A 24518-nucleotide genomic window follows, 5' to 3' on the forward strand; every position below is an offset into this window, starting at 1 on the left:
TCCTGCGAGGTGGCCGGGGGGCCTTCTGCGGGATGACTGGGAGAGGTTCGACGGGATGTGGAAGAGCGTGCTGCGGGAGTGGTTCGAGGACGAGGCCGACTAGTCCTCCGGGCGAGCGCGCGTCGCCCGGAGGACCGCCTCCGGCGTTGAGTCGCCTGAGTCGCCTCAGTCGGCTCAGTCGGCTCGGTCGGAGAGCACGGTCACGGCGATCGCCGCGGTGTCGTCGCCCGCGAACCCGCCCGCGTTCTCCGCCACCGCGAAGCGCGGGTCGTCCACCTGCCGCTGTCCCGACTCGCCGCGCAGCTGCTGGGTCAGTTCGATGAGCTGGGCGAGGCCCGTCGCCGCGATCGGGTGCCCCCGCGACTGGAGGCCCCCGCTCGGGTTGACCGGAAGCCGTCCGCCCAGCCGCGTGTCGCCGGCCGCCACCAGGTCGGCTCCGCGCCCCGGCTCGGCGAACCCGAGCTCCTCGTACGCCAGGAGCTCGTTGAACGAGGTCGAATCGTGGACCTCCGCGACGCCGATGTCCTCAGGGCCGATCCCGGCCTGGGCGTAGGCCCGGCGGGCCACCGCCTCGATGCTGGACTGCCCCGGGGAGCCCAGGCCGCCCATGCCGATGGCGGTCCCGCGCACGTGGACGGGACGGCTCGCGCCGGGGCGGCGCTTCCGGGTGGTGAGGACCACGGCGGTCGCGCCGTCGCTGATCGGAGAGCACATCAGCGCCGTGATCGGAGAGACGATCACACGCGATTCCAGCACGTCCTCCACGGACAGCGGTTTGCGGTTCTGCGCCATCGGGTTCAGGCCGGCGTGCTGCCGGTTCTTCACCGCGATCTCGGCCAGGGAGCGGGGATCCAGGCGGAACCTGTCGGCGTAGCGCTTGATGCGCTCGGGATAGATCGACGCGACGAACACGCTCTGCCGTCCCACGTCGATGCCCGCCTCGGCGACGCGGTCGACGTCCGCGCAGCCGTTCAGCGCCCGATAGGCCGCCGTACGGTCCTCCGCGAACAGCTTCTCCACGCCCATGACCAGCGCGGTGTCCGCCTGGCCCGCTCGCAGTGCCATCACCGCGAGGTGGAAGGCGCTGCTTGAGGAGGCGCAGGCGTTGTCGACGTTGAACACCGGCGTGCGGGACATGCCCAGCTCCCGGAACACGGTCTGGCCCACCACGCTGACCTGCCCCGTGGTCAGGGATCCGGCCACGTTCGAGGCGAAGGCGATGTCGATGTCGGCGAGGTCGACACCGCTGTCGGCCAGGGCCAGCTCGACCGCTTCACTGCCCAGCTGCTTGAGGGATCTGCCCAGGTGCCTGCCGAAGGCGGTCATGCCGACACCGGCGATCACGACCTCGGTCATCCGCGCCGCCCGTAGGTGCGGGTGAACGCCTCGACTCCCGCAGGGAAGTTGCCCCGTCGCATCGCGTCCCAGTGCACCGCCCTGTCGAGCAGCATGGCGTCGCTCAGAGGCAGGTCCGCGCCGTCGAGGATGGAGCGCTTGGCGGCGGCCACGCCGATCCGGCCCGCCTTGGCGGCCACCTGCCCCGCGAAGGTCTCGGCGCGCTCCAGGGCGCCGCCGGAGTCGCACAGTTCCTCGACGATCCCCAGGTCGCGGGCCTGGGACGGCGTCACCGGCTTGGCTTCCAGGATGAACCTGAGCGCCCGCGCGGGTCCCATGAGGCGGGCGAGGAACTGGCTGCCCCCTCCGCCGCTCGGCAGAGCGCCGAACAGGTCCATCTCCGGGACCCCGATCTTGATCCGGTCGTCGTCGGCGGCGACGCGCAGATCGCACGCGGCGGCGAGTTCCAGCCCGCCCGCCAGGGTGTGCCCGTCCATCGCGGCGACCACCAGCAGGTCGCTGCGGCGGATCCGGACGCACAGGCGGCGGAACCGGTCCATCGTGCGGTTGAAGACCTCGACCAGCCCCGCCGTACCGATCTCGCCGACCGTTTCGCTCATCCATGTCGCGTCGGCGCCGGCGGAGAACACCCGCAGGGCGCTGCCCAGCACCACGGCCGACACCGACTCATCGCGTTCCGCCTCGTCCAGGGCGGACTCCAGACTGTCGAGGAACGCCGGATCGATGGCGTTGACAGGCGGGAACTCCATTAGCCATGTCTGGACACCGTCGGCCGACCGCACGTGCAGCTTGCCCGTTGACTCACTCACTCCCGTTACCTCCCGGGGCGTCATATGCGCCGGCAACCCGGCAAGGTAACCGTATAGCAAATTCACATCAAGTGTGTCTAGGATGTAACAAGCCTCGTCGGGGCTTCAGGCCTGCCGTCTGGAGCAGTTCGCCACGACGAGAAGGGAGCTTCTACCTGTGCCATCGAAATTGCCGCTGACCTTGGCCTGCTGGGACTACGACCGGACCAACGCCCTGTTGACCGGACGCGTCCGCGCGGAGGGGATCGAGCTCAACTACCTGCCGATGATGATGCCGGAGCCCGCGTTCCGGATGCTGCGCCACGGTGAGTTCGACATCGCCGAGATGTCCCTGTCCTGGTATGCGCGCACCGTGACCCAGACGTCCCGGCCGTTCATCGCGATCCCGGTCTTCCCCTCGCGGATGTTCCGCCACTCCTGCGTCTATGTGAACGCCGACTCGGGCATCAAGGAGCCGGAGGACCTCAAGGGCAAGCGCGTCGGGTGCCCGGAATACCAGATGACCGCCGCGGTGTGGCTGAAGGGCATCCTCGCCGACCGGCACGGCGTCCCGGTGAACAGCGTCGGCTACCTCACCGGCGGGCTTGAGCAGTCCGGCCGTACCGAGACGCCGATGAACCTGCCCGCCGACATCCGGATCGAGGCCATCGGCCCCGACCAGACCCTCTCCGCCATGCTGGCCTCGGGAGAGATCGACGCGCTGTACACCGCCCACGCCCCGTCGTCGTTCACCGGAGACGGCGAAGGGCCGGTGCGGCGGCTCTGGTCCGACCCCATCGCGGTCGAACAGCACTACTTCGCCGAGACGGGCATCTTCCCGATCATGCACGTCATCGTGATCCGCCAGGACGTCTACGAGGCACACCGCTGGGTGGCGCGATCCCTCATGAAGGCCTTCGAGGAGGCGCGCGACATCGCACGGGCCGAGTTGTTCGAGTCGACGGCGCTGAAAACGATGCTGCCCTGGCAGCCTCTCTGGGCCGAGCAGTCGCGCGCCCTGCTCGGCGGTCAGTTCTGGCCATACGGCCTGCGCGAGAACGAGAAGGTCCTGGATACATTCCTGCGCTACTCGTTCGAGCAGGGATTGTCGGAACGCCGCCTCGCGCCGGAGGAGCTGTTCGCTCCCGAGACGCTCGACGTGGCGGTCATCTGATGGGGGCGCCGGTGGAGGCGGGTGCCTCGTTCTTCGACAGCGCCGAACCCATCCAGCCGTTCGACCCGATCATCTTGGCCGGGGATCCGACGTGGCGCCAGTTCGTGATCCCCGATGCGAGGGCGGTCCGTGCGCCGCGCGGAGAGCCGGACGACCTGGTATGGGCCGGAGCCGCCGACATCGCGCGTTGGCATGCCGCGGGTCGGATCGACACGGCGGCCGTCATACGAGCGTTCCTCGACCACGCCGCCGCGGCCCCCTCGGTGATCAACGCCTTCGTCACCGAGACCTTGGCCCACGCCGACCTCGCTGGAGAGCCCGACGGCAGGCTCGCGGGGGTCCCCGTCGGCCTGAAGGACGCGATCGACGCGGCGCGGGTCCCGTCGATGTGCAGTTCGCCCGTCTTCAAGGACAGGATCCCCGACGAGGACGCCCCTGCCTGGGGGCGTCTCCGGAAAGCCGGCGCGCTGCTGGCCGGCAAGACCGGCATGCCGCAGTTCTCCGGGGCGATGTCCACGAACGAGTTCAATGGACCGGTCGTGAACCCCTGGACCCTCCAGCATGACTCGGGCGGTTCGAGTAGTGGATCGGGGGCGGCCGTCGCGGCCGGACTGTGCACGATCGCGCTGGGCACCGACACCGGAGGGTCGGTCCGGATCCCGGCCGCGTGCTGCGGTGTCGTCGGCTTCAAGCCGACGTTCGGCACGGTGTCCACGGACGGGGTGTTCCCGATGTCCCCCAGCCTGGACCAGGTCGGGCCCATCGCGCGCAGTGTGCGTGACTGCGCGCTGGCCGTCGATCTCATGACGGGCTCGCAGCTCGAACGCGCGGCCCTCAGCGGTGAGGGCGCCGACCTGCGCGGCCTGCGGGTGGGGGTTCCCCGGAGCTGGCTGCCGGTGTTGCAGCCGGCGGTCTCCGCCGCGTTCGAGGAGGCGCTGAGTCAGCTGGAAGAGCTCGGAGCGGAGGTCTTCGACGTCGACCTGCCCGAAATGGAAGGGCTCATCGAGGTCAACCGCACGTTCGCCCATGGTGAGCAGGCGAGGATACATGACCCCCTGCGCATGCTGCCGGGCTACTCGGACGGGCTGCGGAAGTACACCGACCGCGGACGGCCGGTCACGGTGGCGCGATACCGCACGGCGCAGCGGGAACGCATCGAGCTGACCCGTCGCGCCGGTGAGGTCTGGCGGCAGGCGGACGTCCTCGCCTGGCCCACCCTGGCCTATACGGCTCCGCCGGTCGGCGCGACGGAAGTCGTGGTCGGGGACACCCGATACCCGGCGGCCACGCAGATGGTCTACATGAACGCGGCGTTGAACGTCACCGGTTGGCCGGCGATCAGCGTGCCCTGCGGGTTCGATCACCAGGGTTTGCCGATCGGGTTGCAGGTCACCGCCCCGCCGGCCAGGGACGACCTCGTGTGCTTCGTCGCCGCGGCCTACGAGGGCGCGACCGAGCACCATACGGTCCGCCCGCCGTGGGCGCGCTGAGACGCCGTCTCATCCGCGACCGCTGATCACGGCCGGGGAAGGGAATCGTGCCCGCCGGGCCTCGCGAGGCCCGGCGGGCGGCGTTCCCGGAGATCCCCGGCCGGCGCCTGTCAGGGGTCGGTCTTTTTCTTGGAATACAACGTGATCACGGTTTCGGAAGAGGCGCGTGATCCCGCTTTCGGGCTCTGCGACTGGACCACCCAATTTCGGTCCCACACCATAAGCCGTTTCTGGCCGGTCGCGTCCACCTCCCTCAGGCGGTAGAAACCGGCGGCCTGGAGCCTGTCCTGTGCGCGCTGGTGGTTCATGCCCACCACATTGGGGATGACCTTGACTTTGTCCGCCTTCGCCGGAGCCTCGGGCGCCTCCGGCGCGGCGGGCGCGGCGGGCGCGGCCGGGGCGTGGGCCTCGGCGGCGTCCGGCGCCGCGGGTGCGGCGGGCGCCGCCTGGGCCGGAGCCGGCGGGGGAGTGGCGGTCACCGTGGCGAACACGGTGACGGCGGGGGCGGACTGCGCCGGCGGAGTGCTCCCGCAGGAGACCGTTGCCAGGGCCGCGAGTGCGAGGACGCAGAGTCGGGACGTCGCTGTGGAGGCAGCCTCTTTCCAGGTCATGGTGTTGCCCTTCCTCATTGTTTCAGGGGTAAGGGGAAACGCGTTCTCCTCTAGCACACTATCCGCGGGATGCGTCGGGCGGGCCTCCTTTCCGGCGACGGTAAGGAGGCGGAACCCGTCGTGGGAATGCCTTTCTCGCTTCTAGCCCGAATACAGAAATATGTGCTCTGAGTTGGAAATCTAAGGAAATTCCCAGGTGGCGGGAGGTCGGAACGGCCGCGGTCCCGCTGCGGTCCCGACGTGTTCCCACCGCGGTTCCGACGTGTTCCCCCGGGTCAGCCGTTGCCGTCGAGGAGGCCGGCGTCGTGGACGAGAAGGGCGATCTGCACCCGGTTGTTGAGGCCGAGCTTGGCCAGGATGCTCGATACGTGCGTCTTGACCGTGGGCAGGCTGACGTGCAGCATCGCCCCGATCTCGGCGTTCGACCGGCCCTGGCCGACCGCGACGGCCACCTCGCGCTCCCTGTCGCCGAGGCCGTCGAGGCGCCGCCGGGCCCGGGTCCGGCGCAGGTCCACGCCGGGTTCGGCGACGCGAGCGATGAGACGGCGCATCACCGAAGGGGAGAGCGCCGGGCGGCCCCGTGCGACCTGGCGCACGGCGGCCACGATCTCACCCGGCGGGGTGTCCTTCAACAGGAATCCGGCGGCCCCGGCGCGCAGCGCGCGCAGCACATGCTCGTCGGCGTCGAACGTGGTGAGGATGATGACCTCCGGCGCCGGCGTGAGGGCGCGGAGCCGCTCGGTGGCCGTCAGACCGCCCATCACCGGCATCCGGATGTCCATGAGCACCACGTCGGGCCGGCGGGCCTCCACCAGAGGCAGCGCCTGCGAGCCGTCGCCGGCCTCGCCCACGATGCGGATGTCGGCGGCCGGGGCCAGCATCATCGCGAGCCCGGCCCGCACCAGCGGGTCGTCGTCGACGATGAGGAGGTCCACCTGGTCGGCCTCTGCGGCGGTCACGAATGCCAGGGTAGCCATGCCGACACCTGCCAGCCACCCGCCGAGGTGGGACCGTACGCCAGGCGGCCCCCCAGGAGGGCGACCCGCTCGCCGAGTCCGACCAGGCCGACGCCGCCCCCCTCGGAGGGGCCGGACGCCCGATCGACGGGCTCGGCCCCACGCGCCGCGACGGCACCGACCGGGCCCGCCGCGCCGGGGTCGGCCGCATCCGCTCCGGGGCCCGGCTTCCGGGCGGTCGCCGTACGGCTCTCGGGGGCCGTGGCCGGGAGAGTGCTGCGGACCTCGACGGTAAGCCCCTCACCGGGAGCGCCGCGCACCAGGACGTGCGCCGCCGCGCCCGGCGCGTGCTTGCGGACGTTCGTCAGCGACTCCTGGACGATCCGGTAGACCGTGCGCCCCGCGACCTCGGGGATGGCGTCCGCCAGGTCCTCGTCCACCGACACCCGCGTCCCGGCCTCGGCGGCCTCGGCGGCGAGTTCGCGGACATCGGCCAGAGTCGGCTGGGGCAGCTCGCCGACGGGGGCGCGCAGGATGCCGATGACCTCGCGCAGGTCCTGCAGGGCCCGGTGCGCGTTCTCGCGGATCACCTCGGCGGCGCGTGCGACCTCCTCAGGCGAGGCGTCACGGTTGTAGCCCAGCGCCCCGGCGTGGACGCTCAGCAGGGACAGCCGGTGCCCGAGGACGTCGTGGATCTCCCGGGCGAGCGTGTCGCGGACGGCGTGCTGCGCCTGCTCGGCGCGGAGCCGCGCCTCGGTCTCGGCCCGCGCGGCACGGTCGCGCAGCGACAGGATGAGCTGACGGCGGTGATGGATGAACAGGCCCCAGCCGACGGCTGCGCTGTAGGCCGACACCCCGATGAGCCAGGTGGTCAGGGCGGAGTCCCCCGGGTAGAGACGGAACGCGACAAAAACGACCCCACTGAGCTGGGTGAGTCCGAACACGCGGACGCTGACGAGGGGCGGCCGGTGCACCGCGACCGTGAACACGGCCACGAGCGCCGCCCCGCTGACGAACTCGGAATACGTCGAGACCGCGATCAGCACGATCGCGAGCGTGACCGGTCGGCGCCGCCGCACCCACACCGCCGCACAGCCGAGGACGCCCGTGAGCTGGTCCACGGCAAGGATCACCTCCTGATGCGGCGGCATGGGGGCATCGGCGCGTTCGGCGGCGGCGAGTAAGCCCACGAGTACGGCGAATGCGAACAGGCCGGTGTCGACCGCCCAGTCACGCAGTCCTCTCCGGCGCGGCGGCGTGCTCGTCACGGGAAGCTCGTCTCCTCGCCCAGAGAGCCCTGGGGGTGATGATGGGGTTCGCCCAAGGAGCCTGATCATTCTCGGGCCCGCCGGGAGGCCAGCAGCATAAGGGCTCCCAGGCCGGCCACGCCCAGGTTGGCGTAGAGCTCGTAGCCGTCGAAGACCGGCGCCGGTTCGATGACGTGGCGGTTGAGCGCGTTGAGCACCAGGCCCATCAGGGGCTGGGCGGCCACATGGTCGAGGGCCCCGCTCACCCCCACTACGACGAGGAGGAAACCGGCGAAAGTCAGGGGATTCCGCATGCCGACGACGCTAGAGGCGCGCCCGCCGCGGGTCATCGGTCATGAGGAGCGCCGAATCCGACCGAAGTATGACTCGGACCGGCGGCACGCCGACCGCGGTCAGCCCTCGACAAGGATCTCGAAGCCGTCGCCCGTGACGACCTGGCCGGCGCGGATCTTGCACGCCTTGCGCAGCTCCACCTGCCCGTCCACCATGACGTGGCCTTCGGCCACCAGGCGCTTGGCCTCGCCTCCCGTGTCGGTGACGCCGCAGTATTTCAGCAGGTCGCACAGGGCGATGTGGTCGGTGGCCAGAGTGAAGATCTCACGCACCCCCCAAGCATAGAGGGGCACGCGGATCCCGCCGCGACGTCGTCCCCCGGTACGGCACGGCCCCGGCGCACGCAGTACCGGGAATCGGAAACCGGGCTGAACCACAACGGATCTTCAGCGCTTATGCTGCCAAGAGAGGCGGTCGAGTCGACGGGCGTCGCCGGACGCACCCGCGGCCGCCTCGGCGAGGCCACGAGTACGGCTCGCGTGCACCTCCTGCTGTTGCCCTTGAGACGCCGCGGAGAGGAGACGCAGATGAGCGTCCCGAGCAGCCCTGTACCCGTTCCGGTCCCGGATTCCGTGCGCGAGGAGTTGTCGAGCCCGGAGTTCCAGGCCGATCCCTATCCCGTGTACGGCAGACTGCGGGCGGAGGCGCCCGTGCACCGGGTGGAGACGCCGATCGGGGTGGACACCTGGATGGTCACCCGCTACGAGGACGCCCGGGCCGTGCTGAACGATCCGCGCTTCACCAAGGACCCGAGGAAGGCGCCCGACATCATGCGCAAGTTCGGCGTGCCCGAGGGCGAAGGGCTGATACAGCGGTCGATGCTCAACGCCGACCCGCCCGACCACACCCGCCTGCGCGGCCTCGTCACCAAGGCGTTCACCCGCCGCCGCATGGAGGCGCTGCGCCCCAGGATCCAGAGGATCACCGACGACCTGCTCGACGGGATCGCGAGCGGTGAGGAGGTCGACTTCATCGGGGCGTTCGCCTTCCCCCTCCCGGTCACCGTCATCTCCGAGCTGCTCGGCGTGCCCGCCGAACGCATGGACGACTTCCGCAGGTGGTCGGCCGGGATCATCACGCCGCCCTTCAGCGAGGAGGCCAAACGGGTGCGGCAGGAGGGCGTCGAGGAGCTGCCCCGCTACTTCGGGGAGCTTGTCGAAGAGCGCCGGGCGCAGGTCGACCCGTCGGTCCCGCCCGGCTCCCAGCCCGACCTGGTGCGGGCTCTGATCGCCGCCTACGACCAGGAGGGCAGCCTCGACCACCACGAGCTGATCGGCATGCTCACGCTCATCCTGGTCGCCGGCCACGAGACGACCGTCAACCTGATCGGCAACGGGATGCTCGCCCTCCTGCGCAACCCCGAGCAGCTCGCCCTGCTGCGCGAACGGCCGGACCTGCTGCCGGGCGCGGTGGAGGAAGTGCTCCGCTACGACGGGCCGGTGGAGCGCGCGACGATGCGGATCGCTCTTGCGGACGTCGAGATCGGAGGGCTGACCGTCCCGAAGGGCGCGCTGGTCACCGTGGTGATCGGGGCCGCCGGCCGCGACCCGGGGCGCTTCCCCGACGCGGACGTGTTCGACATCACCCGGGAGGACAACCCGCACGTGGCCTTCGGGCACGGCATCCACCACTGCCTGGGGGCGCCGCTGGCACGGCTGGAGGGGCAGATCGCCCTCGGCACGGTGCTGCGGCGCTTCCCTGTGATCGAGCTGGTCAAGCCGGACGAGGAGCCGCCCCGGCGCTTCACGGTCGGCAACATCGTGCGCGGCGTGCAGGCGCTGCACCTGCGGATGCACGCAAATGAGGCCGACCCGTCACAGCGGCAGGGCTGAGGCCGTACGCAGCAGCAGGCGCAGGGCGAGCAGCACCCCGGCAGGCCGGCCGCCGGCGCGGCCGGTCAGGGGCGGCGGCCCACCCCGCAGACGGCCCAGATCGACTCGGGCCTCGGGCGCACGATCCCGGGCGCGGGCCGCCATTCGGGCAGGTAGACCACGCCGGGTTCGACGGGTTCCAGCCCTTCGAGGAGGCGTTCCACCTCGGCCTTGGAGCGCAGGCGCCGGTGCCGCCACGGCAGGAGGGGCATCAGCCTGGCCACGGTGGCGGGCCGTACGTCGGAGACCGCGTGGGTGATCGCGATATGGCTGCCTGGGGCCGTCTCCTTGCGGAAGCGCTCGACGACGCCGGCGGCCTCACCGTCGTCGGGGATCGAGGTGAGCAGCGACATCATGAGCACCCCGACCGGCTGGTCCAGGTCGATCAGGCGCCGTAGCGCCGGGTGCTCCAGCACGAGGCCGGGGTCGCGGACGTCGGCCTCGACGGCGGCGGTGCGGACGCCGTCCTCCATGAGGGCGTGGGCGTGGACCACCACCATGGGGTCGCGGTCCACGTAGACCACGCGGGCGTCGGGGACGACCCGCTGGGCGATGTCGTGGACGTTGCTCCGCGGGATGGGCAGGCCGCAGCCGAGATCAATGAATTGCTTGATGCCGGACTTGGCTAGAAATGTCACGACTCGCTCCATGCAGCGGCGTCCCTCTCGGCACATGAGCGGTAGTTCCGGCGCGATATCCAGCGCCGCCTGTGCCGCTACCCTGTCGACGGCGAAGTTGTCCTTGCCGCCCAAGAGGTAGTCGTAGATCCGGGCCTCGTTCGGCGTTGTCGGATCGAAGCGAGTGAGCCGTGAAAAGTCCGCCATGGCCCTCCGTTCAGCAGATTGCTGATATTAGCGATACTTGAACGATTGGTGTCTGTTTCTGGCAGAACCATATTATGAAGTGGCCCGCGGAGTACGGAGAAAGAATTCGGCGGCGGCCCCGGCGTGGGCTGTGCACCCCCCGCGCCTTCGCGCCTCGGGAGGGTCCAGGCCTCGGTAGGCAGGCGTTCCCGCACTGTGAGGGGCCCTCACGGCCGGCGCGTGCATATGCAAGAGCGCAATGCACGTGCATATGCATCGGGCGGCTATCTGAATGGTGACTTCTTAGGCGAACCTTCCCGGGGTGGGTGCAAGCAAGCCATTTCCGCGATTGGATCGGCAGAAAGCATCGTGTAGCCGATAGTGCGCTCCGGGAGTAACGTAAAGGATTCTCACGGTAACCATTAGTGGAGCTCCGGCTCGCCACGGCCCCGAAGGAACGCCGCACATGATCACAGCTCATGCAGACAATGAACCACGTCCACACTCACTCCGACCCCGCCCCCAGCAGAGCTCCACGGTTCTGCGGATTCTGCTGGGTGCGCAATTGCGCCGGCTGAGGGAGGCCAGGCAGATCACCCTTGAAGACGCCGGGCACGCCATCCGCGCCTCCCACTCCAAGATCAGCCGCATGGAACTCGGAAGAGTCGGCTTCCGGCCCAGGGATGTCGCCGACCTCCTGTCGCTTTACGGTGTGACCGACGAGGCCGACCGCGACGGCCTGCTCACCCTGGTCGCCCAGGCCAACGCGCCGGGATGGTGGCACAACTACAGCGACGTCCTCCCGAGCTGGTTCGAGACCTACGTCGGTCTTGAGGGGGCGGCGACGTCCATCCGCAACTACGAGGTCCAGTTCGTTCCGGGTCTGCTCCAGACCGAGGACTACGCCCGCGCCGTGGTGGGCCTCGGCTTCCCCGACGGGCCCGCCGACGAGGTCGAGCGCCGCGTGAGGCTCCGCATGGCCCGCCGGCAGATCCTCGACAGACCCGACGCCCCGCACCTGTGGGTGCTGATCGACGAGGCCGTGCTGAGGCGTCCGCTCGGCGGCCCCGAGGTGATGCGGAAGCAGGTCCGTCGCCTTGTCGAGGACGCCAACCGGCCCAATGTCACGGTCCAGGTCATCCCGTTCAGCGTCGGAGGGCACTCTGCGGCCGGGGGGCCGTTCAGCGTCCTGCGCTTCGACGAGCCCGATCTGCCCGACGTGATCTACCTGGAGCAGCTCACCAGCTCGGTCTACCTCGACAAGCAGGAGGACTCCGACAGCTATCTCGCGGTGATGGAGCGGCTCTGCATCGAGGCGTCCTCGGTGGAGGAGTCGCGTGACTTCCTCCTCGACCTGGCCGCCGACATCTGACGGCCTCCGCCCCGCCGGCCCCCGCCCCGCCGGGGTCCGCGCTCCGCGCCCTTCGCGGACCCCGGACCCCGGCGCGCCGCCGTCACGGTCAGTGTTAGGTCAATTGCGGCGCGTCACAGAGATTCGGGCATTGATCTTTCCTTAATGTCCGGCACTGTGAAGCGATTGCTCCATGGTGTGGACGTGTCCAACTGGCAGGGGGCGGTCGACTGGGGGGCCCACGCCGCCGCAGGGGTCTCCTTCGCCTTCGCCAAGGCCAGCGAAGGAACCACCTACGTCGACCGCTGGTTCGGCCGCAACTGGAGGGGCATGCGGGCCAACCGCATCCTCTGCGGCGCCTACCACTTCGGCAGACCCGCCGGCGACCCCGTCGACCAGGCCCGCCACTTCCTGCGCGTCCTGCGCGCGGCGGGCGGGCTGCGCCGCGGCGACCTCGTCGCCCTCGATCTGGAGACCAGCGACGATCAGCCTCCCGAGAAGGTCAGCCGCTTCGCCCTCCAATGGTGTGCCTACATCGAGCGCCGCTGCCGGATGCGCCCCATGATCTACACCTTCCACACCTTCGCCCGGCGCGGCCACTGCGAAGGGCTGGGCCGCTACCCGCTCTGGATCGCCGGCCCGGGACGACCCAGGGGCCGCCCGCTCGTGCCCGGCCCGTGGCGCGACTGGACGATCCACCAATACGCCCAGCGCCCGATCGACCGGAACATCTTCCTCGGCAGCCGCCGCGAGCTCATGTCCCTCGGCTTCGACGCTCCCCGCGCCGGCCGCCGCGACCGCCGCTGACGCGAGGCGCGCGGCGCGGCCGTGCGGCGGAGGGCGGGCGTGCCCGGGCGCCCGGGCACTTAAAGGCGGGGGCGGCCACCCGGGTTCCGGTAGCATCGGTCTTCGAGCGGGTTCCGGCGTCCCGCGCGCCCCGCTCCCACGATCACACCACTGAGGAGTTCCCGTGTCTGCCGTGCCCGAACTGCACATCACCCTCGCCGGAGCCGAGCGTGCGGTGGCGGTCGGCACGACGGCCGACGAGGTCCTCGGCGGCGACCGCGCCACGGTCGCCGCCCGCGTCAACGGGCGGCTCGCCGACCTCGCCACCGTCCTCCGCGACGGCGACTCCGTCGAGCCCGTCGCCATCGACAGCGAGGACGGCAGGGCCATCCTGCGGCACTCGACCGCCCACGTTATGGCCCAGGCCGTCCAGGAGCTCTTCCCCGAGGCCAGGCTCGGCATCGGCCCGCCCGTCCACAACGGCTTCTACTACGACTTCGACGTCGAGCAGCCCTTCCACCCCGACGACCTCAAGCGCATCGAGAAGCGTATGCGCGAGATCGTCAAGCAGGGGCAGCTCTTCCGCCGCCGCCCGGTCAGCGACGAGGAGGCGCGCCAGGAGCTCGCCGCGGAGCCTTACAAGCTGGAGCTGATCGGCCTCAAGGGCGGCGCCGCCGCCGAGGAGAGCGTCGAGGTCGGCGCGGGCGAGCTGACGATCTACGACAACGTCGACGCCAAGACCGGCGAGCTGTGCTGGAAGGACCTCTGCCGCGGGCCGCACCTGCCCAGCACGCGGGGCATCCCGGCGTTCAAGCTCATGCGCTCGGGCGGGGCCTACTGGCGCGGCAGCGAGAAGAACCCGCAGCTCCAGCGGATCTACGGCACCGCCTGGGAGAGCCGCGACAAGCAAGACGAATACCTGCGCTTCCTTGAGGAGGCGGAGAAGCGCGACCACCGCAAGCTGGGCGCCGAGCTCGACCTGTTCTCCTTCCCCGACGAGCTGGGCTCCGGGCTGCCGGTCTTCCACCCCAAGGGCGGCACCATCCGCCGGGTCATGGAGGACTACTCGCGGCGCAGGCACGAGGAGGCGAGCTACTCCTTCGTCAACACGCCGCACATCACCAAGGAGAACCTCTACCAGATCTCCCAGCACCTCGACTGGTATGCCGACGGCATGTTCCCCCCCATGGAGCTGGAGGGCGCACGCTACTACCTCAAGCCGATGAACTGCCCCATGCACAACCTGATCTTCAGGTCGCGGGGGCGGTCCTATCGCGAGCTCCCGCTGCGGATGTTCGAGTTCGGCGCGGTCTACCGCTATGAGAAGTCCGGAGTCGTCCACGGCCTGACCCGCGTGCGCGGCATGACCCAGGACGACGCCCACATCTACTGCACCCGCGAGCAGATGCGCGACGAGCTCACCTCGCTGCTGCGCTTCGTGCTCGCCCTGCTGCGCGACTACGGCCTCGACGATTTCTACCTCGAACTGTCCACCCGGGACGAGGAGAAGTCCGTGGGCAGCCTGGAGAACTGGGAGGAGGCCACCGAGACGCTGCGCGAGGTGGCCCTCGCCGAAGGTCTCGACCTCGTCCTCGACCCGGGCGGAGCCGCCTTCTACGGCCCCAAGATCTCCGTTCAGGCCCGCGACGCCATCGGGCGCACCTGGCAGATGTCGACGATCCAGCTCGACTTCAACCTGCCCGAGCTGTTCGAGCTCGAATACCAGGCGGCCGATGGCTCCCGCCAGCGTCCCGTCATGATCCACCGGGCGCTGTTCGGCTCCATCGAGCGCTTCTTCGGCGTGCTCACCGAGCACTACGCCGGCGCATTCCCTCCGTGGCTCGCCCCGGTGCAGGTCGTCGGCATCCCGATCGCCGACGCCCACATCGCCTACCTGCGCGACGTCGCCAAGAAGCTCCGTGAGCGCGGCATCCGCGTCGAGGTCGACGGCTCCGACGACCGCATGCAGAAGAAGATCCGCAACGCCCAGCGCGCCAAGGTCCCCTTCATGCTCCTCGCCGGTGACGACGACATCGCGGCCGGAGCGGTCTCCTTCCGCTACCGCAGCGGCGAGCAGAAGAACGGCGTGCCGGTCGACGACGCCATCGCCGAGATCGTCAACGCCGTCGAACGCCGCATCCAGGTCTGACACAGGTCCGGCCCGGGTCCTCGCCGGCGCTTCCGTCCGCCACGCCACCTGGCGTGGCGGACCTGCGGTCACCGCCGGTCGAGGCCGTCGGAGTGCGGCTTCGCGTGACGGGCACTCATTGCGCGATGAATGCGCCGGAGGACCTCCGCGCCGGGAGCCTTACCGGCCACCGCGACGACGTCGATGTCGCTCGCGCCGGGCCGGTAGTCGCCGAGGGCGATCGAACCCTGCGGGTAGAGGCCCTCCACCAGGCCAGGCGCGTGCCGGTCGGCGAGCTCCAGATGGTCCGCGCGGACACGCGAGACGTTGACGTCCGGATTGGTCGTCATTCCCGCACTCTGCGGCGGCGGGGCCTGTGCCGTACGGGAACGGGTCAGGGGGAGGGCCAGGCGTCGGCGAGGAGGTCGCGGGTGTCGCGGAGGAGCTGGGGGAGGACCTTGGTGTGGCCGACCACCGGCATGAAGTTGGTGTCGCCGCCCCATCGGGGCACGACGTGCTGGTGGAGGTGGGCGGCGATGCCGGCCCCGGCGACGCCGCCGAGGTTGAGGCCGACGTTGAAGCCCTGGGCGCCTCCGGATTTGCGGAGGGCCTGCAGTGAGCGTTTGGTGAACTCGGCGAGTTCGCTGGTCTCGGCCGTGTCCAGTTCGGTGTAGTCGGCCACGTGCCGGTAGGGGCACACCATCAGATGGCCGGAGTTGTAGGGATAGAGGTTGAGCACGGCGAACACGGCGGATCCCCTCGCGATGATCAGGCCGTCCTCATCGCGCATCTTGGGGATCTCGCAGAACGGGCAGCCGTCTCCGGGGCCCGACCCGGTGGGTTTGTTCTCACCCTTGATGTAGGCCATCCGATGGGGGGTCCACAAGCGCTGGAAGGTGTCGGGAATGCCCGCGCCGGCCTGCTCGATCGGCTCGCTCTCCTGCATGCTTTGCAGCATAGGGGGGCCCGGCCCGCTCCGCTCGGGCCGGGTGGGCGTACACGCCGCCGGCGGTGCCGGTCAGAGGCGGCCGTGGGACGTGGGGGAGGCGGCGCTCCCACCGGCGCCGGCCGGTCGGGGCGGCGTTCCGGGTGCGGCGGGGGAGGCGGCGGGCCGGAGAGCGGCGATGCCGACCGACAGGACGAGGGGGACGGCGAGTGCCAGCGCCATCGACAGCACCGCCGCGCCCGAGTCGTTGACCAGGGTGCCGACGCCGCCGCTCACCAGCGTGCCGATGAGGCCGGCGCGCAGCGCGGGCGAGTGGGCGAAGGCCGCGGGCAGCACGCCGGCGCTCGCCGCTCCGGGCCGGAGGACGGCGAAGACGAGGAAGGCGAGGGCGGCCAGCACGATCGGCATGAGGTTCGGGTTGACCAGCGTGCGGATCATCGCGTCGAACTTGCGCATGACGACGGGCAGCGCCTCGCCGGCCAGGAGCTGCCCGGCGAAACGGCCGAGGTGGGACTGGGACGCGGTGGGCCGCATGTGGTCGAGGAAGGCGATCGACATGACGGCCACCGCGCCCGCGACGCAGAACGCGCCGAGCTTGACCACCGACACCTTCCGCCCGCTGATCAGCAGGGCCGTGACCGCGATGCCGGGGAGGAAGGCGATCACACCGCCGAAGTCGCTGCCGATCCCCGGCATTCCGCCGAGAGCCATCGCGGCGCCTCCGGCCACGGCCACGACGGCGGCGCCGAGCGTCCGCCTCCCGCCGGCCGAGAGCCGGTGGGCGACCACGACCGACCCCAGCAGGACCGACGTGGCGAGCAGGGCGAACGGGATGTTGCCCAGGCCGTGGTAGCGGGCGCCGTTAATGCCGTTGAACCCCATGACGCTGTTGAACTGCAGAGTGGTGCCGGTGAGCAGGTCGCCGAGAAGTGTCGCCGCGGTCACGCCGGTGACGACGGCGAGCGGGCCGAGCGGCCTCCTGCCCCACGGGCCGAGGAGCGCCGCGGAGGCGATCAGCAGCCCGCAGCCGGCGATGCCGCCCGCGAGCACCGCCACAGGCGCCTCCGACCTGTGCCAGGGGACGAGGTTCACGAGGTAGGTCGAGACGGGCAGTGAGGCGAGGACGACCGCGGTGACGCGCACCCCGCGCAGCCCGCCGCGGCGGCGCAGCAGCAGAAGCGCCGCGGCGTAGAACAGCAGCTGGGAACCGGCCAGGGTCCAGTAGAAGCCGCCGCCGAGACGGCGGATGGACTGCCCCGCGGTCTCGGCGGCCATGAGCTCGTCCCGCGCCTGCTCCACCGAGGCGAGGCGGCGCTCGCCGGCCTCCCAGGCGGCCCCCACGGAGTGTGCGGGGACCTCGGCCTCCACCGCGGTGAGGAGGGTGACCGAGATGTCGGGCAGGATCACCATGTCGTCGCGGTGGGTGGAACGCGCGCCGAGCGTGCGGCCCCGCGTGTCGGATGCCTTCATCGCGGCGACCCGCAGGTGGGGGACCGAGTCGTGGTCCGACAGGCCGGCCACGAGCACGGTGGCGTCCGCCGGGAGCAGGGCGAGCACCTCGCCGACGCGCGCATCGGCCGCATGCAGGGCCGAGAGCCGCTCGGCGGCGGAGAGGGGCTCCGGCTCCCTCGGCATGGCCCCCGACGCCAGGTAGGGGCGCATGAGATCGTCCACGTCGGCGACCGTGACACGGCAGCGGGACATCGCCTCGGGCCTCACCTCGGCGGGGGAGGCGGCGTAGACGCCGACCTCGCCCGCCGGGTCGGCGAGCGCGACGGCCGCGCCGGGCCCGATGGCCGTCGCGCACTGCCCGGCGGTCTTGAGCGCCTGGCCGAGGGCGCCCGCCGCCTTCTGGCCGCTTCCCTGGAACGTGGAGGTGAAGCCGGGCACCACGGCCCCCTCTCCTCGCGGCTCCGGGGCGGGAGGGGCTCCGCAGCGTCCCCCGGACGCCGTCCTGACACCGGCCGACAGCGTCAGCCAGGAGTCGTAGGGGCAGGAGACCGTGCCGACGGTGCGCACCGACAGGGACCCGAGAGCGCTGCTCTCCGCAAGGCGCCACAGGTGAGGGGTGGCCCGCGGAGATAGATCGCTCCACTGGAGCGCCGGCACGCCGATCAGCGCGATGGCGCCGCCGCGGGGGTCGGCGCGCGGTGGCGCGGGAAAGTGCCCCTCCGGCGCGGACGCCGACGCAGGGCCCGGCGCGGCGCACAGCGACACGACCACCAGCGCCGTTCCGGCCACCACGTGTGCGAGCCGCCGGGTCAATGGGTGCCCCACCTGAAACCTCCCTGGTGTCCCGGCCCTGCGGGCGGGACCGACGCGGTCTTCGCGCCCCGGCGACCGGCCACGGCGGGTCGCGAGCGGCATGGCCCAGGTCTGCGTTCACGCCCCGGGCGGCAGAGGCCCTCGCGATCACGGCCGAAGGCCCAGCACGCACGGTAGGGCAAGGTCACGCTCCGGGTCCAGCGAAAGCCGCGGAGAGCCGCGGCCGTTTCGAATTCGCCACGTCGTGCCTGATGAACTCACCGGTCCGGGTGCCGCGGCGGCCATGCCCGGTGTGTAGGATTTCGCCCGTGTGCGGGGGTGATGGGACTTCCCGGAGGGCCGGCATGAAGCATGCCGCAGGCGGTGGGTTTGTTTGGCGCATAGGCGAATCTGCCTGCGACAGGGGAAGGCCGTAAAAACTCCGCAAAAAGGATCTATATTTGGCGATTGGCATCTCGCCAGGAAGTCATGTAGGTCTCTTATCGGGGGGTTGGGTGGCAAATGCTAGGGCCGGTCTTTATGGAGCGGTACAACGCGAGCAGAAGCCGCGTCGGGGGCGGAGAAGCGTGGAAGGTGGCCGAAGTCCCCATTCAATTGAAAGATAAATCAAATGGCGTGAAGCGGGAAGGCTGACCTGCTCATGCGCCTCCTGGCACGGCACCGGTCTTTCGGTGCGGTTCTTCTGATGGCCATCGTCCTCCGCGCGCTCACCATGGCGGGTTACGCTCCACTGTGGTTCGATGACGCATTCGAATACGTGGGCGTCGCGCGGCGCATGCAGCCGTACGCTGTGCGTCCCAGCGGCTACTCGATCTTCCTGCGGTCCCTGGAGCCCCTGCGTGCCTTCGCCGCCGTCGCGCTCGTGCAGCACTTGATGGGCCTGGCGATCGGGGTGATGGTCTACCTGCTCGCCCGCCGACGGGCGGCGCTGCTGCCTCGTCTGGGTGCGGCCCTGATCGCGGCGCCGGTTCTCCTGGACGCATATCTGATCTTCTTCGAGCACGCGATTCTGAGCGACGTCCTCTTCGCGTTCCTGGTCATGAGTGCCGTGACGCTCCTGCTCTGGAATGGGAAGCCCTCCATCGTCCAGGTGTGCGCGGCGGGAGTGCTCCTCGCCTTCGCCGTGCTCACGCGTTCGATCGGACTAGCGTTGATCCCGCTCGTACTGGGCTTTCTTCTGCTTCTACGCTGCCGCCTGAGAAACCTGCTGGCCGCTGCGACGGCCGTCGTGCTGCCCTTGGCCGGCTACGCCGCGTGGTATCAGGCCCACCACGGCATTCCGGGGCTCAACGGGGGAAGCGGCGTGTGGCTCTGGGCCCGCACGATGCCCTTCATCCACTGCGAACGGATTCGGCCACCCGCCGACGAGGCGGCCCTATGCCCGGCGCAGCCTCGCCACCTGCGTCCGGCCTCTCCATATTTCATATGGTCGGACTGGTCGCCGCTCAGAGGGATACCGGAATACCCGATCACTACCCGGGCCGACCTTTTCCACCCGGGAATCGACCGGCTCGCCGGCCGCCTTGCGCGGCGGGCGATCCTGGAACAGCCCCTCGACTACGCCGCGACCGTCGCGTTCGACCTCAGCCGGACGTTCGGCTGGAGAAGAGGGCCCAATCCGCTGTCGACCCGGATCACCTACAACAGATATGGATTTCCCAATGTCCGCGGCCCATTGCCGGACGACGTGCGAATAGCGGGGGCGACCGTACGGCAGGATCTGGAGGCCTACGAAGGGGGGCCCGTCGCCATCGGTTTCACCGAGCCTTTCGCCTCCATCATGCGGGCTTACCAGGCATTCGTCTATGTGCCCGGAGCGGTGTTCGGCGGTTTCGCCGTGCTGGTCACGCTGCTGTACGGCAGGGCGTGCCTCTCGCGCGTCCGCGGAAAGCAGGTGAAGCAGGTGAAGCAGGTGAAGAGGCCGGCGGATGTGAAGGCGCTGAAGGCGGCGGCTCTTCCGCTGGCCGTGGGAGTGGTCCTCATCGCGGCGCCGGCCGCCGTGACGGCCTACGACAGCAGATACTGGCTGCCGGCCGTTCCGATGTTCTGTGTGGCGTTGGCCCTCACCCGCTGGTCGCATGAGCGGCCGAGCGCCGAGGCGGAGGGGCGGAGCGGAGCGGCCGAGGGGCGGAGCGGAGCGGCCGAGGGGCGGAGCGGAGCGCCGCCCCTCGGCGAGCCGTCAGAAGCCCGTCGCGGTGAGCGTGGCGGGGGGACTCTCCCGGGTGTGGCGGTTGAGTGAGGTGACGATGTAGGTGCCGGCTCCGGGGATGGTGTACTTCTGCCGGTCGCCCGCGGCGGCGGGCACGACGGCGACGAGGTTGCGGGCGTCGGCGGTGCTGCACTTGTCCGGCTCGCCCTTCACCCGGTAGACCGCGTAGCCGGTCGCGCCGCCCGCGGAGGACCAGGTGAGCGTCTCGTCCTCCTGCTTGAGCCCGGTCGGGGAGGGCGGGGCCTCCCCGTCGCGGTCTTTCATCAGGGGCAGCAGGGCCGGCCGGGCGTACTGCGTCGCGGCGACCCGGTCCATGGCCCGCAGCGGGTTGGTCAAGAGCTTCTTCGCGTTGAAGAAGACCTCGCCCCTGATGGTGCTGTACTTCCGGTTGAGGTTGATCTGAGCGCCGAGCTCGTTGGGGTTGGTCCATCCGGCCTCGCCGACGCGGTAGAGCCCCATGCCGATGTAGAGCTGGACGTCGCTGCCCTTGACCTCGTTGGCCCACCAGGGTGCCAGGACGTTGTAGTCGGCCGCGCGGAAGCCCCGCTGCCAGTAGAGCTGGGGCATGACGTAGTCGACGGTGCCCTTGCGGATCCAGGTGCGGGAGTCCGCGTAGATCGAGTCGTAGGCGGACATGCCCGAGGTGGCCGACCCGGTCGGGTCGTTGCTCTTGTTGCGCCAGATGCCGAACGGGCTGATCCCGAACTTGACGTGGTTCTTGGTCTCGTGGACGGCCTTGTCCACCTGGGCCACCAGCTTGTTGACGTTGGATCGCCGCCAGGCGGCCAGGCTCTTGCCGTCGCCGTACTTCACGTAGGCGGCCTGGTCGGCGAACCGGGTGCCCTTCCCGGGATAGGGATAGAAGTAGTCGTCGAAGTGGACGCCGTCGACGTCGTAGCGCCTGACGACGTCGGTGATCACCTTGGTGACGTGGTCGCGCACCTCGGGGAGGCCCGGGTTGTAGTAGAGCTTGCCCTCGTGCTTGACGGTCCATCCGGGGTGGAGCCGCGCGGGGTGGCCGGGCGGCAGCGGGGTGGTGGCGGTGTCGGCGGCGCGGTAGGGGTTGAACCACGCGTGGAACTCCAGGCCGCGTTTGTGGGCCTCGGCGATGAGGAAGGGCAGCGGGTCCCATCCGGGGTCCTTGCCCGGCGTGCCGGTCAGCCACTGCGACCACGGCTCATACGGCGACTTGTAGAACGCATCAGAAGCGGGTCGTACTTGGACGAAGACCGCGTTGAGCCGCCTCTTCACTGCGCTATCCAAAAGGCGGATGTATTCCGATTTCTGCTGGGCCTGCGGCAGACCGGGGCGCGAAGGCCAGTCGATGTTCTTCACGGTGGCGATCCACACGCCCCGCAACTCGCGCTTCGGCCGGTTCGGGTCGGTCTCGCATGCGGCGCCCGCCGACGCCAGCTCCACGCCCGCGGCGGCCACCGCCGGCAGGGCCTTGGGCTTGGACTCGGTCTTGCCGCTGGGGCCGAAGGCGTAAGCCGCGCCGGTGGTGGCGATGGTGAGAGCGGCCACGACGAGCAGTGGGCGTCCGGTTCGCATAAATCCCCAGTCTTACACCGCGACCGGCATGCTTTCACCCGAAGAAGGAATCCCAGGTGTGATGACCGGGTAACAAGGGGTGGTCTCACCGATGTCCCGCAGGGTCTCCGCGCGGAACGTTCCCACCGGTGCCTACCCCCGGGATTTCCGGTCGTCCCGGCCCCGGGCAAGGCAAAGGCCGGGTCATGTCACACCCATGCCCGGGCCCGGAACGGCTCGTCCGGGCTCGGGCGCCCGTCGACCCGCCGCGGTGCCGGCCGCGGGCGGTGCCGCCGGACGGCCGTCGGGAGGGTGCCGGGTGGGTGGTCAGGTGGGCGGTCAGGTGGAGGCCGAGTCGGCCACCTTGCCGGCCAGATGGGCGGGCAGCGGTTCATAGCGCAGGAACAACCGCGTGAACGTGCCCGTCCCGTGGGACATCGACCTCAGATCGATCGAATACCTCGTGATCTCCAGTTCCGGCACCTCGGCCTTGACCAGGGTGCGCCCCCGGCCGACCGGCTCGTTGCCGAGCACTCGGCCGCGACGCGAGGAGAGATCGGACATCACCGGGCCGACGTATTCGTCCGACACCAGCACCGCCACCTCGTCGACGGGCTCCAGCAGCAGCGTCGGCACCTTGTTCGACGCCTCCTTCAGCGCGAGCTGCCCGGCGATCTGGAACGCCATGTCGGAGGAGTCGACCGAGTGGGCCTTGCCGTCGTACAGGGTGACCCTGATGTCCACCATGGGGAAGCCGGCGACGACCCCCCGCTCCATCTGGGCCCGCACCCCCTTCTCCACGGAGGGGATGAACTGCCGGGGCACGACACCGCCGACGATCTTGTCCACGAACTCGAACCCGCCTCCGGAGGGGAGCGGCTCCACCTCCAGGTGGCAGATGGCGTACTGCCCGTGCCCGCCGGTCTGCTTGACGTTGCGCCCCATGGCCTGGCACCGGCCGCCGAAGGTCTCGCGCAGCGGCACCCGGAGCGGGACCTGCTCGACCTCGACGCCATGCCTCTTGGCCAGCCGGTCCAGCAGCACGTCAGCATGGGCCTCGCCCATGCACCACAGCACGAGCTGGTGCGTCTCGGCGTTGTTCTCCAGGCGCAGGGTCGGGTCCTCGGCCACCAGCCGTGCCAGGGCCTGGGACAGCTTGTCCTCGTCGGCCTTGGACTTCACCTGGATCGCCACGGGCAGCAGCGGGTCCGGCATGCTCCACGGCCTCATCAGCAGCGGCGCGTCCCTGTCGGACAGCGTGTCGCCGGTCTCGGCCCGGGAGAGCTTGGCGACGGCGACGATGTCGCCGGCCACGCACGTGGCGGCGGTGCGCTGGTTCTTGCCGAGCGGCGAGGACAGCGCGCCGATGCGGGCGTCCAGGTCGTGGTCCTCGTGGCCCCGGTCCGTCAGGCCGTGCCCGGAGACGTGGACGGTCTGGTCGGGCCGCAGCGTCCCGGAGAACACCCGCACCAGGCTCACGCGCCCGACATACGGGTCGCTGGTGGTCTTGACGATCTCGGCCACCAGCGTCCCCTCCGGGTCGCAGGCGATGCCGTCGACCGGCCTCCCGTCGATCGTGGTGATCTCGGGGAGGGGGTGTTCGAGCGGCGACGGGAAGCCCTGGGTGATGAGATCGAGCACCTCACGCGTGCCGATGCCCGCTCCCGTCGCGAGCACCGGATGGAAACCGCCTCGGGCGACGGCCTTCTCCAGGTCCTCGATCAGGACCTTCCTGTCGATCTCCTCCCCGGAGAGGTAGCGGTCCATGAGCGACTCGTCCTCGCTCTCCTGGATGATGCCCTCGATCAGCTCCCCCCGGTACTGCTCGATCAGCTCCGCCAGCTCCGCGCCCGGCGCCTTCTCCGTACGGCTGCCGCCCGCGTAGTCGAAGAAGCGCTGCGAGAGCAGCCCGGCCAGGCCCCCGCCGTACGGCAGGTAGAGCGCGGCGACGCCGCCGCCGAAGGCGTCCTGGCATGAGGCCAGCACGTCGTCGAACTCGGCCCGATGGTGGTCGATCTTGGTGATGACGACCGCCCGGGGCATGCCCACGGCGGCGCACTCGTCCCAGAGCATCCGGCTGAGCCCGTCCACGCCCTCGGTCGCCGAGACCACGAACAGGGCGGCGTCGGCGGCACGCAGGCCGGCCCGCAGATCGCCGACGAAGTCCGCGTATCCGGGGGTGTCCAGAAGGTTGATCTTGATGCCGTTGTGGACCACGGGCGCGAGCGCCAGGTTCACCGAGCGCTGCTGGCGTACTTCGACCTCGTCGAAGTCGCTCACCGTGGTTCCGTCCTCGACGCGACCCGTGCGCTGGATCGTGCCGGTCGAGGCCAGCAGGGCCTCGACAAGTGTGGTCTTTCCCGCTCCGGAGTGGCCAACCAGCACGACATTGCGCACCTTGTCGGGCCGGTCGGCCGCAGGTGCCCTGCCGGCGGCTCCCGAAGGTCCACCGTTTGTCCTGTCCGCCACGTCGCCTCCCGCGTCTCTCGTACGGCCGCCGCCGGCCGCAACCTGGTCCGCTGCCGCGTCGCTGCGCACACGAACCGCAAAGACGCGGTGTGTTCACCAAATACCTATGTGGCGAATATCACAAGGGGGGAGAGGCAAAGTGCTTGCGGGGGTTTGTCCGGCCCTGGCGGGCCGTGCCGCCGTT

At 70.3% G+C, this 24518-nt stretch carries 20 protein-coding genes; 7 read left to right on the forward strand and 13 right to left on the reverse strand.

Going from position 1 to position 24518, the window contains the following annotated elements; all coding sequences use genetic code 11:
- Positions 1-174: 174 nt before the first annotated feature.
- Both BLQ73_RS26665 and BLQ73_RS26670 read right to left on the reverse strand, forming a co-directional pair.
- Positions 175-1356, reverse strand: a complete 1182-nt coding sequence (locus BLQ73_RS26665; protein WP_093174622.1) for a thiolase family protein — start codon at positions 1354-1356, stop codon at positions 175-177.
- On the reverse strand, positions 1353-2165 hold the full coding sequence (locus BLQ73_RS26670) for an enoyl-CoA hydratase/isomerase family protein (RefSeq protein WP_176955701.1): 813 nt from the start codon (positions 2163-2165) through the stop codon (positions 1353-1355). Before BLQ73_RS26670 ends, BLQ73_RS26665 begins: the two co-directional genes overlap by 4 nt.
- Positions 2166-2322: 157 nt before the next feature.
- Here BLQ73_RS26670 and BLQ73_RS26675 point away from each other — a divergent pair, with 157 nt between their 5' ends.
- Both BLQ73_RS26675 and BLQ73_RS26680 read left to right on the forward strand, forming a co-directional pair.
- Positions 2323-3318 (forward strand): ABC transporter substrate-binding protein, encoded by a 996-nt coding sequence (locus BLQ73_RS26675; protein WP_093174626.1) that lies wholly within the window; start codon positions 2323-2325, stop codon positions 3316-3318.
- A gap of 11 nt (positions 3319-3329) precedes the next feature.
- On the forward strand, positions 3330-4808 hold the full coding sequence (locus tag BLQ73_RS26680) for an amidase (protein ID WP_176955702.1): 1479 nt from the start codon (positions 3330-3332) through the stop codon (positions 4806-4808).
- Between the two features lie 110 nt (positions 4809-4918).
- Here BLQ73_RS26680 and BLQ73_RS33585 read toward each other — a convergent pair whose 3' ends face one another.
- The 5 genes from BLQ73_RS33585 to BLQ73_RS26710 form a co-directional block, all read right to left on the reverse strand.
- On the reverse strand, positions 4919-5437 hold the full coding sequence (locus BLQ73_RS33585; protein WP_218126029.1) for a PASTA domain-containing protein: 519 nt from the start codon (positions 5435-5437) through the stop codon (positions 4919-4921).
- Between the two features lie 257 nt (positions 5438-5694).
- Complete coding sequence (locus BLQ73_RS26695; protein ID WP_093174634.1) at positions 5695-6396, reverse strand: response regulator transcription factor; 702 nt, start codon at positions 6394-6396, stop codon at positions 5695-5697.
- Positions 6375-7643 carry a sensor histidine kinase gene (locus BLQ73_RS26700; protein WP_245691441.1) on the reverse strand — a complete coding sequence of 423 codons (1269 nt, stop codon included), beginning with the start codon at positions 7641-7643 and terminating at the stop codon, positions 6375-6377. Before BLQ73_RS26700 ends, BLQ73_RS26695 begins: the two co-directional genes overlap by 22 nt.
- Positions 7644-7708: 65 nt before the next feature.
- Entirely contained in the window at positions 7709-7936 is a 228-nt protein-coding gene (locus BLQ73_RS26705) for a hypothetical protein (RefSeq protein WP_093174701.1), read from the reverse strand.
- 99 nt (positions 7937-8035) lie between these two features.
- A complete protein-coding gene (locus BLQ73_RS26710; RefSeq protein WP_093174638.1) occupies positions 8036-8248 on the reverse strand; it encodes an RNA-binding S4 domain-containing protein in 213 nt (70 codons plus the stop codon).
- A gap of 123 nt (positions 8249-8371) precedes the next feature.
- Between BLQ73_RS26710 and BLQ73_RS26715 the strand changes: the two genes are divergently transcribed.
- Complete coding sequence (locus tag BLQ73_RS26715) at positions 8372-9808, forward strand: cytochrome P450 family protein (protein WP_245691443.1); 1437 nt, start codon at positions 8372-8374, stop codon at positions 9806-9808.
- A gap of 65 nt (positions 9809-9873) precedes the next feature.
- Here BLQ73_RS26715 and BLQ73_RS26720 read toward each other — a convergent pair whose 3' ends face one another.
- Positions 9874-10671 (reverse strand): SAM-dependent methyltransferase, encoded by a 798-nt coding sequence (locus BLQ73_RS26720; RefSeq protein ID WP_093174640.1) that lies wholly within the window; start codon positions 10669-10671, stop codon positions 9874-9876.
- A 445-nt stretch (positions 10672-11116) separates the two neighbouring features.
- On the opposite strand from BLQ73_RS26720, the gene BLQ73_RS26725 reads away from it, so the two are divergent.
- From BLQ73_RS26725 to thrS, 3 genes are all read left to right on the forward strand, one after another.
- A complete protein-coding gene (locus BLQ73_RS26725) occupies positions 11117-12022 on the forward strand; it encodes a helix-turn-helix domain-containing protein (RefSeq protein WP_093174642.1) in 906 nt (301 codons plus the stop codon).
- Between the two features lie 156 nt (positions 12023-12178).
- Positions 12179-12808: a glycoside hydrolase family 25 protein gene (locus BLQ73_RS26730; RefSeq protein ID WP_176955703.1), complete on the forward strand. Its 630-nt coding sequence runs from the start codon at positions 12179-12181 to the stop codon at positions 12806-12808.
- Between the two features lie 163 nt (positions 12809-12971).
- Positions 12972-14936 carry a threonine--tRNA ligase gene (gene thrS / locus BLQ73_RS26735; protein ID WP_093174645.1) on the forward strand — a complete coding sequence of 655 codons (1965 nt, stop codon included), beginning with the start codon at positions 12972-12974 and terminating at the stop codon, positions 14934-14936.
- A gap of 68 nt (positions 14937-15004) precedes the next feature.
- Here thrS and BLQ73_RS26740 read toward each other — a convergent pair whose 3' ends face one another.
- From BLQ73_RS26740 to BLQ73_RS26750, 3 genes are all read right to left on the reverse strand, one after another.
- Positions 15005-15265 carry a nucleotidyltransferase domain-containing protein gene (locus tag BLQ73_RS26740; RefSeq protein ID WP_093174647.1) on the reverse strand — a complete coding sequence of 87 codons (261 nt, stop codon included), beginning with the start codon at positions 15263-15265 and terminating at the stop codon, positions 15005-15007.
- A 44-nt stretch (positions 15266-15309) separates the two neighbouring features.
- Positions 15310-15861 (reverse strand): HIT family protein, encoded by a 552-nt coding sequence (locus BLQ73_RS26745; protein WP_245691444.1) that lies wholly within the window; start codon positions 15859-15861, stop codon positions 15310-15312.
- 72 nt (positions 15862-15933) lie between these two features.
- On the reverse strand, positions 15934-18138 hold the full coding sequence (locus tag BLQ73_RS26750; RefSeq protein ID WP_143020458.1) for a hypothetical protein: 2205 nt from the start codon (positions 18136-18138) through the stop codon (positions 15934-15936).
- 673 nt (positions 18139-18811) lie between these two features.
- Here BLQ73_RS26750 and BLQ73_RS26755 point away from each other — a divergent pair.
- Positions 18812-20365 (forward strand): hypothetical protein, encoded by a 1554-nt coding sequence (locus tag BLQ73_RS26755; RefSeq protein ID WP_143020459.1) that lies wholly within the window; start codon positions 18812-18814, stop codon positions 20363-20365.
- Here BLQ73_RS26755 and BLQ73_RS26760 read toward each other — a convergent pair.
- Positions 20306-21886 (reverse strand): glycoside hydrolase family 10-like protein, encoded by a 1581-nt coding sequence (locus BLQ73_RS26760; RefSeq protein WP_093174655.1) that lies wholly within the window; start codon positions 21884-21886, stop codon positions 20306-20308. The genes BLQ73_RS26755 and BLQ73_RS26760 overlap by 60 nt on opposite strands.
- Positions 21887-22204: 318 nt before the next feature.
- The gene (locus tag BLQ73_RS26765) at positions 22205-24334 is read right to left on the reverse strand and encodes an elongation factor G-like protein EF-G2 (protein WP_093174657.1); all 2130 of its coding nucleotides are present in this window, start codon (positions 24332-24334) and stop codon (positions 22205-22207) included.
- Positions 24335-24518 lie beyond the last annotated feature (184 nt).

Source organism: Sinosporangium album (assembly GCF_900100605.1).
GTDB classification, from domain to species: domain Bacteria; phylum Actinomycetota; class Actinomycetes; order Streptosporangiales; family Streptosporangiaceae; genus Sinosporangium; species Sinosporangium album.

What these genes read in the sequence shown, in the direction of transcription:
- BLQ73_RS26665 (WP_093174622.1), bottom strand. Translation starts at nt 1,356, where the DNA reads ATGACCGAGGTCGTGATCGCCGGTGTCGGCATGACCGCCTTCGGCAGG.
- BLQ73_RS33585 (WP_218126029.1), bottom strand. Translation starts at nt 5,437, where the DNA reads ATGAGGAAGGGCAACACCATGACCTGGAAAGAGGCTGCCTCCACAGCG.
- BLQ73_RS26695 (WP_093174634.1), bottom strand. Translation starts at nt 6,396, where the DNA reads ATGGCTACCCTGGCATTCGTGACCGCCGCAGAGGCCGACCAGGTGGAC.
- BLQ73_RS26705 (WP_093174701.1), bottom strand. Translation starts at nt 7,936, where the DNA reads ATGCGGAATCCCCTGACTTTCGCCGGTTTCCTCCTCGTCGTAGTGGGG.
- BLQ73_RS26715 (WP_245691443.1), top strand. Translation starts at nt 8,372, where the DNA reads ATGCTGCCAAGAGAGGCGGTCGAGTCGACGGGCGTCGCCGGACGCACC.
- BLQ73_RS26720 (WP_093174640.1), bottom strand. Translation starts at nt 10,671, where the DNA reads ATGGCGGACTTTTCACGGCTCACTCGCTTCGATCCGACAACGCCGAAC.
- BLQ73_RS26725 (WP_093174642.1), top strand. Translation starts at nt 11,117, where the DNA reads ATGATCACAGCTCATGCAGACAATGAACCACGTCCACACTCACTCCGA.
- BLQ73_RS26740 (WP_093174647.1), bottom strand. Translation starts at nt 15,265, where the DNA reads ATGACGACCAATCCGGACGTCAACGTCTCGCGTGTCCGCGCGGACCAT.
- BLQ73_RS26745 (WP_245691444.1), bottom strand. Translation starts at nt 15,861, where the DNA reads ATGCAGGAGAGCGAGCCGATCGAGCAGGCCGGCGCGGGCATTCCCGAC.
- BLQ73_RS26755 (WP_143020459.1), top strand. Translation starts at nt 18,812, where the DNA reads ATGGCCATCGTCCTCCGCGCGCTCACCATGGCGGGTTACGCTCCACTG.
- BLQ73_RS26760 (WP_093174655.1), bottom strand. Translation starts at nt 21,886, where the DNA reads ATGCGAACCGGACGCCCACTGCTCGTCGTGGCCGCTCTCACCATCGCC.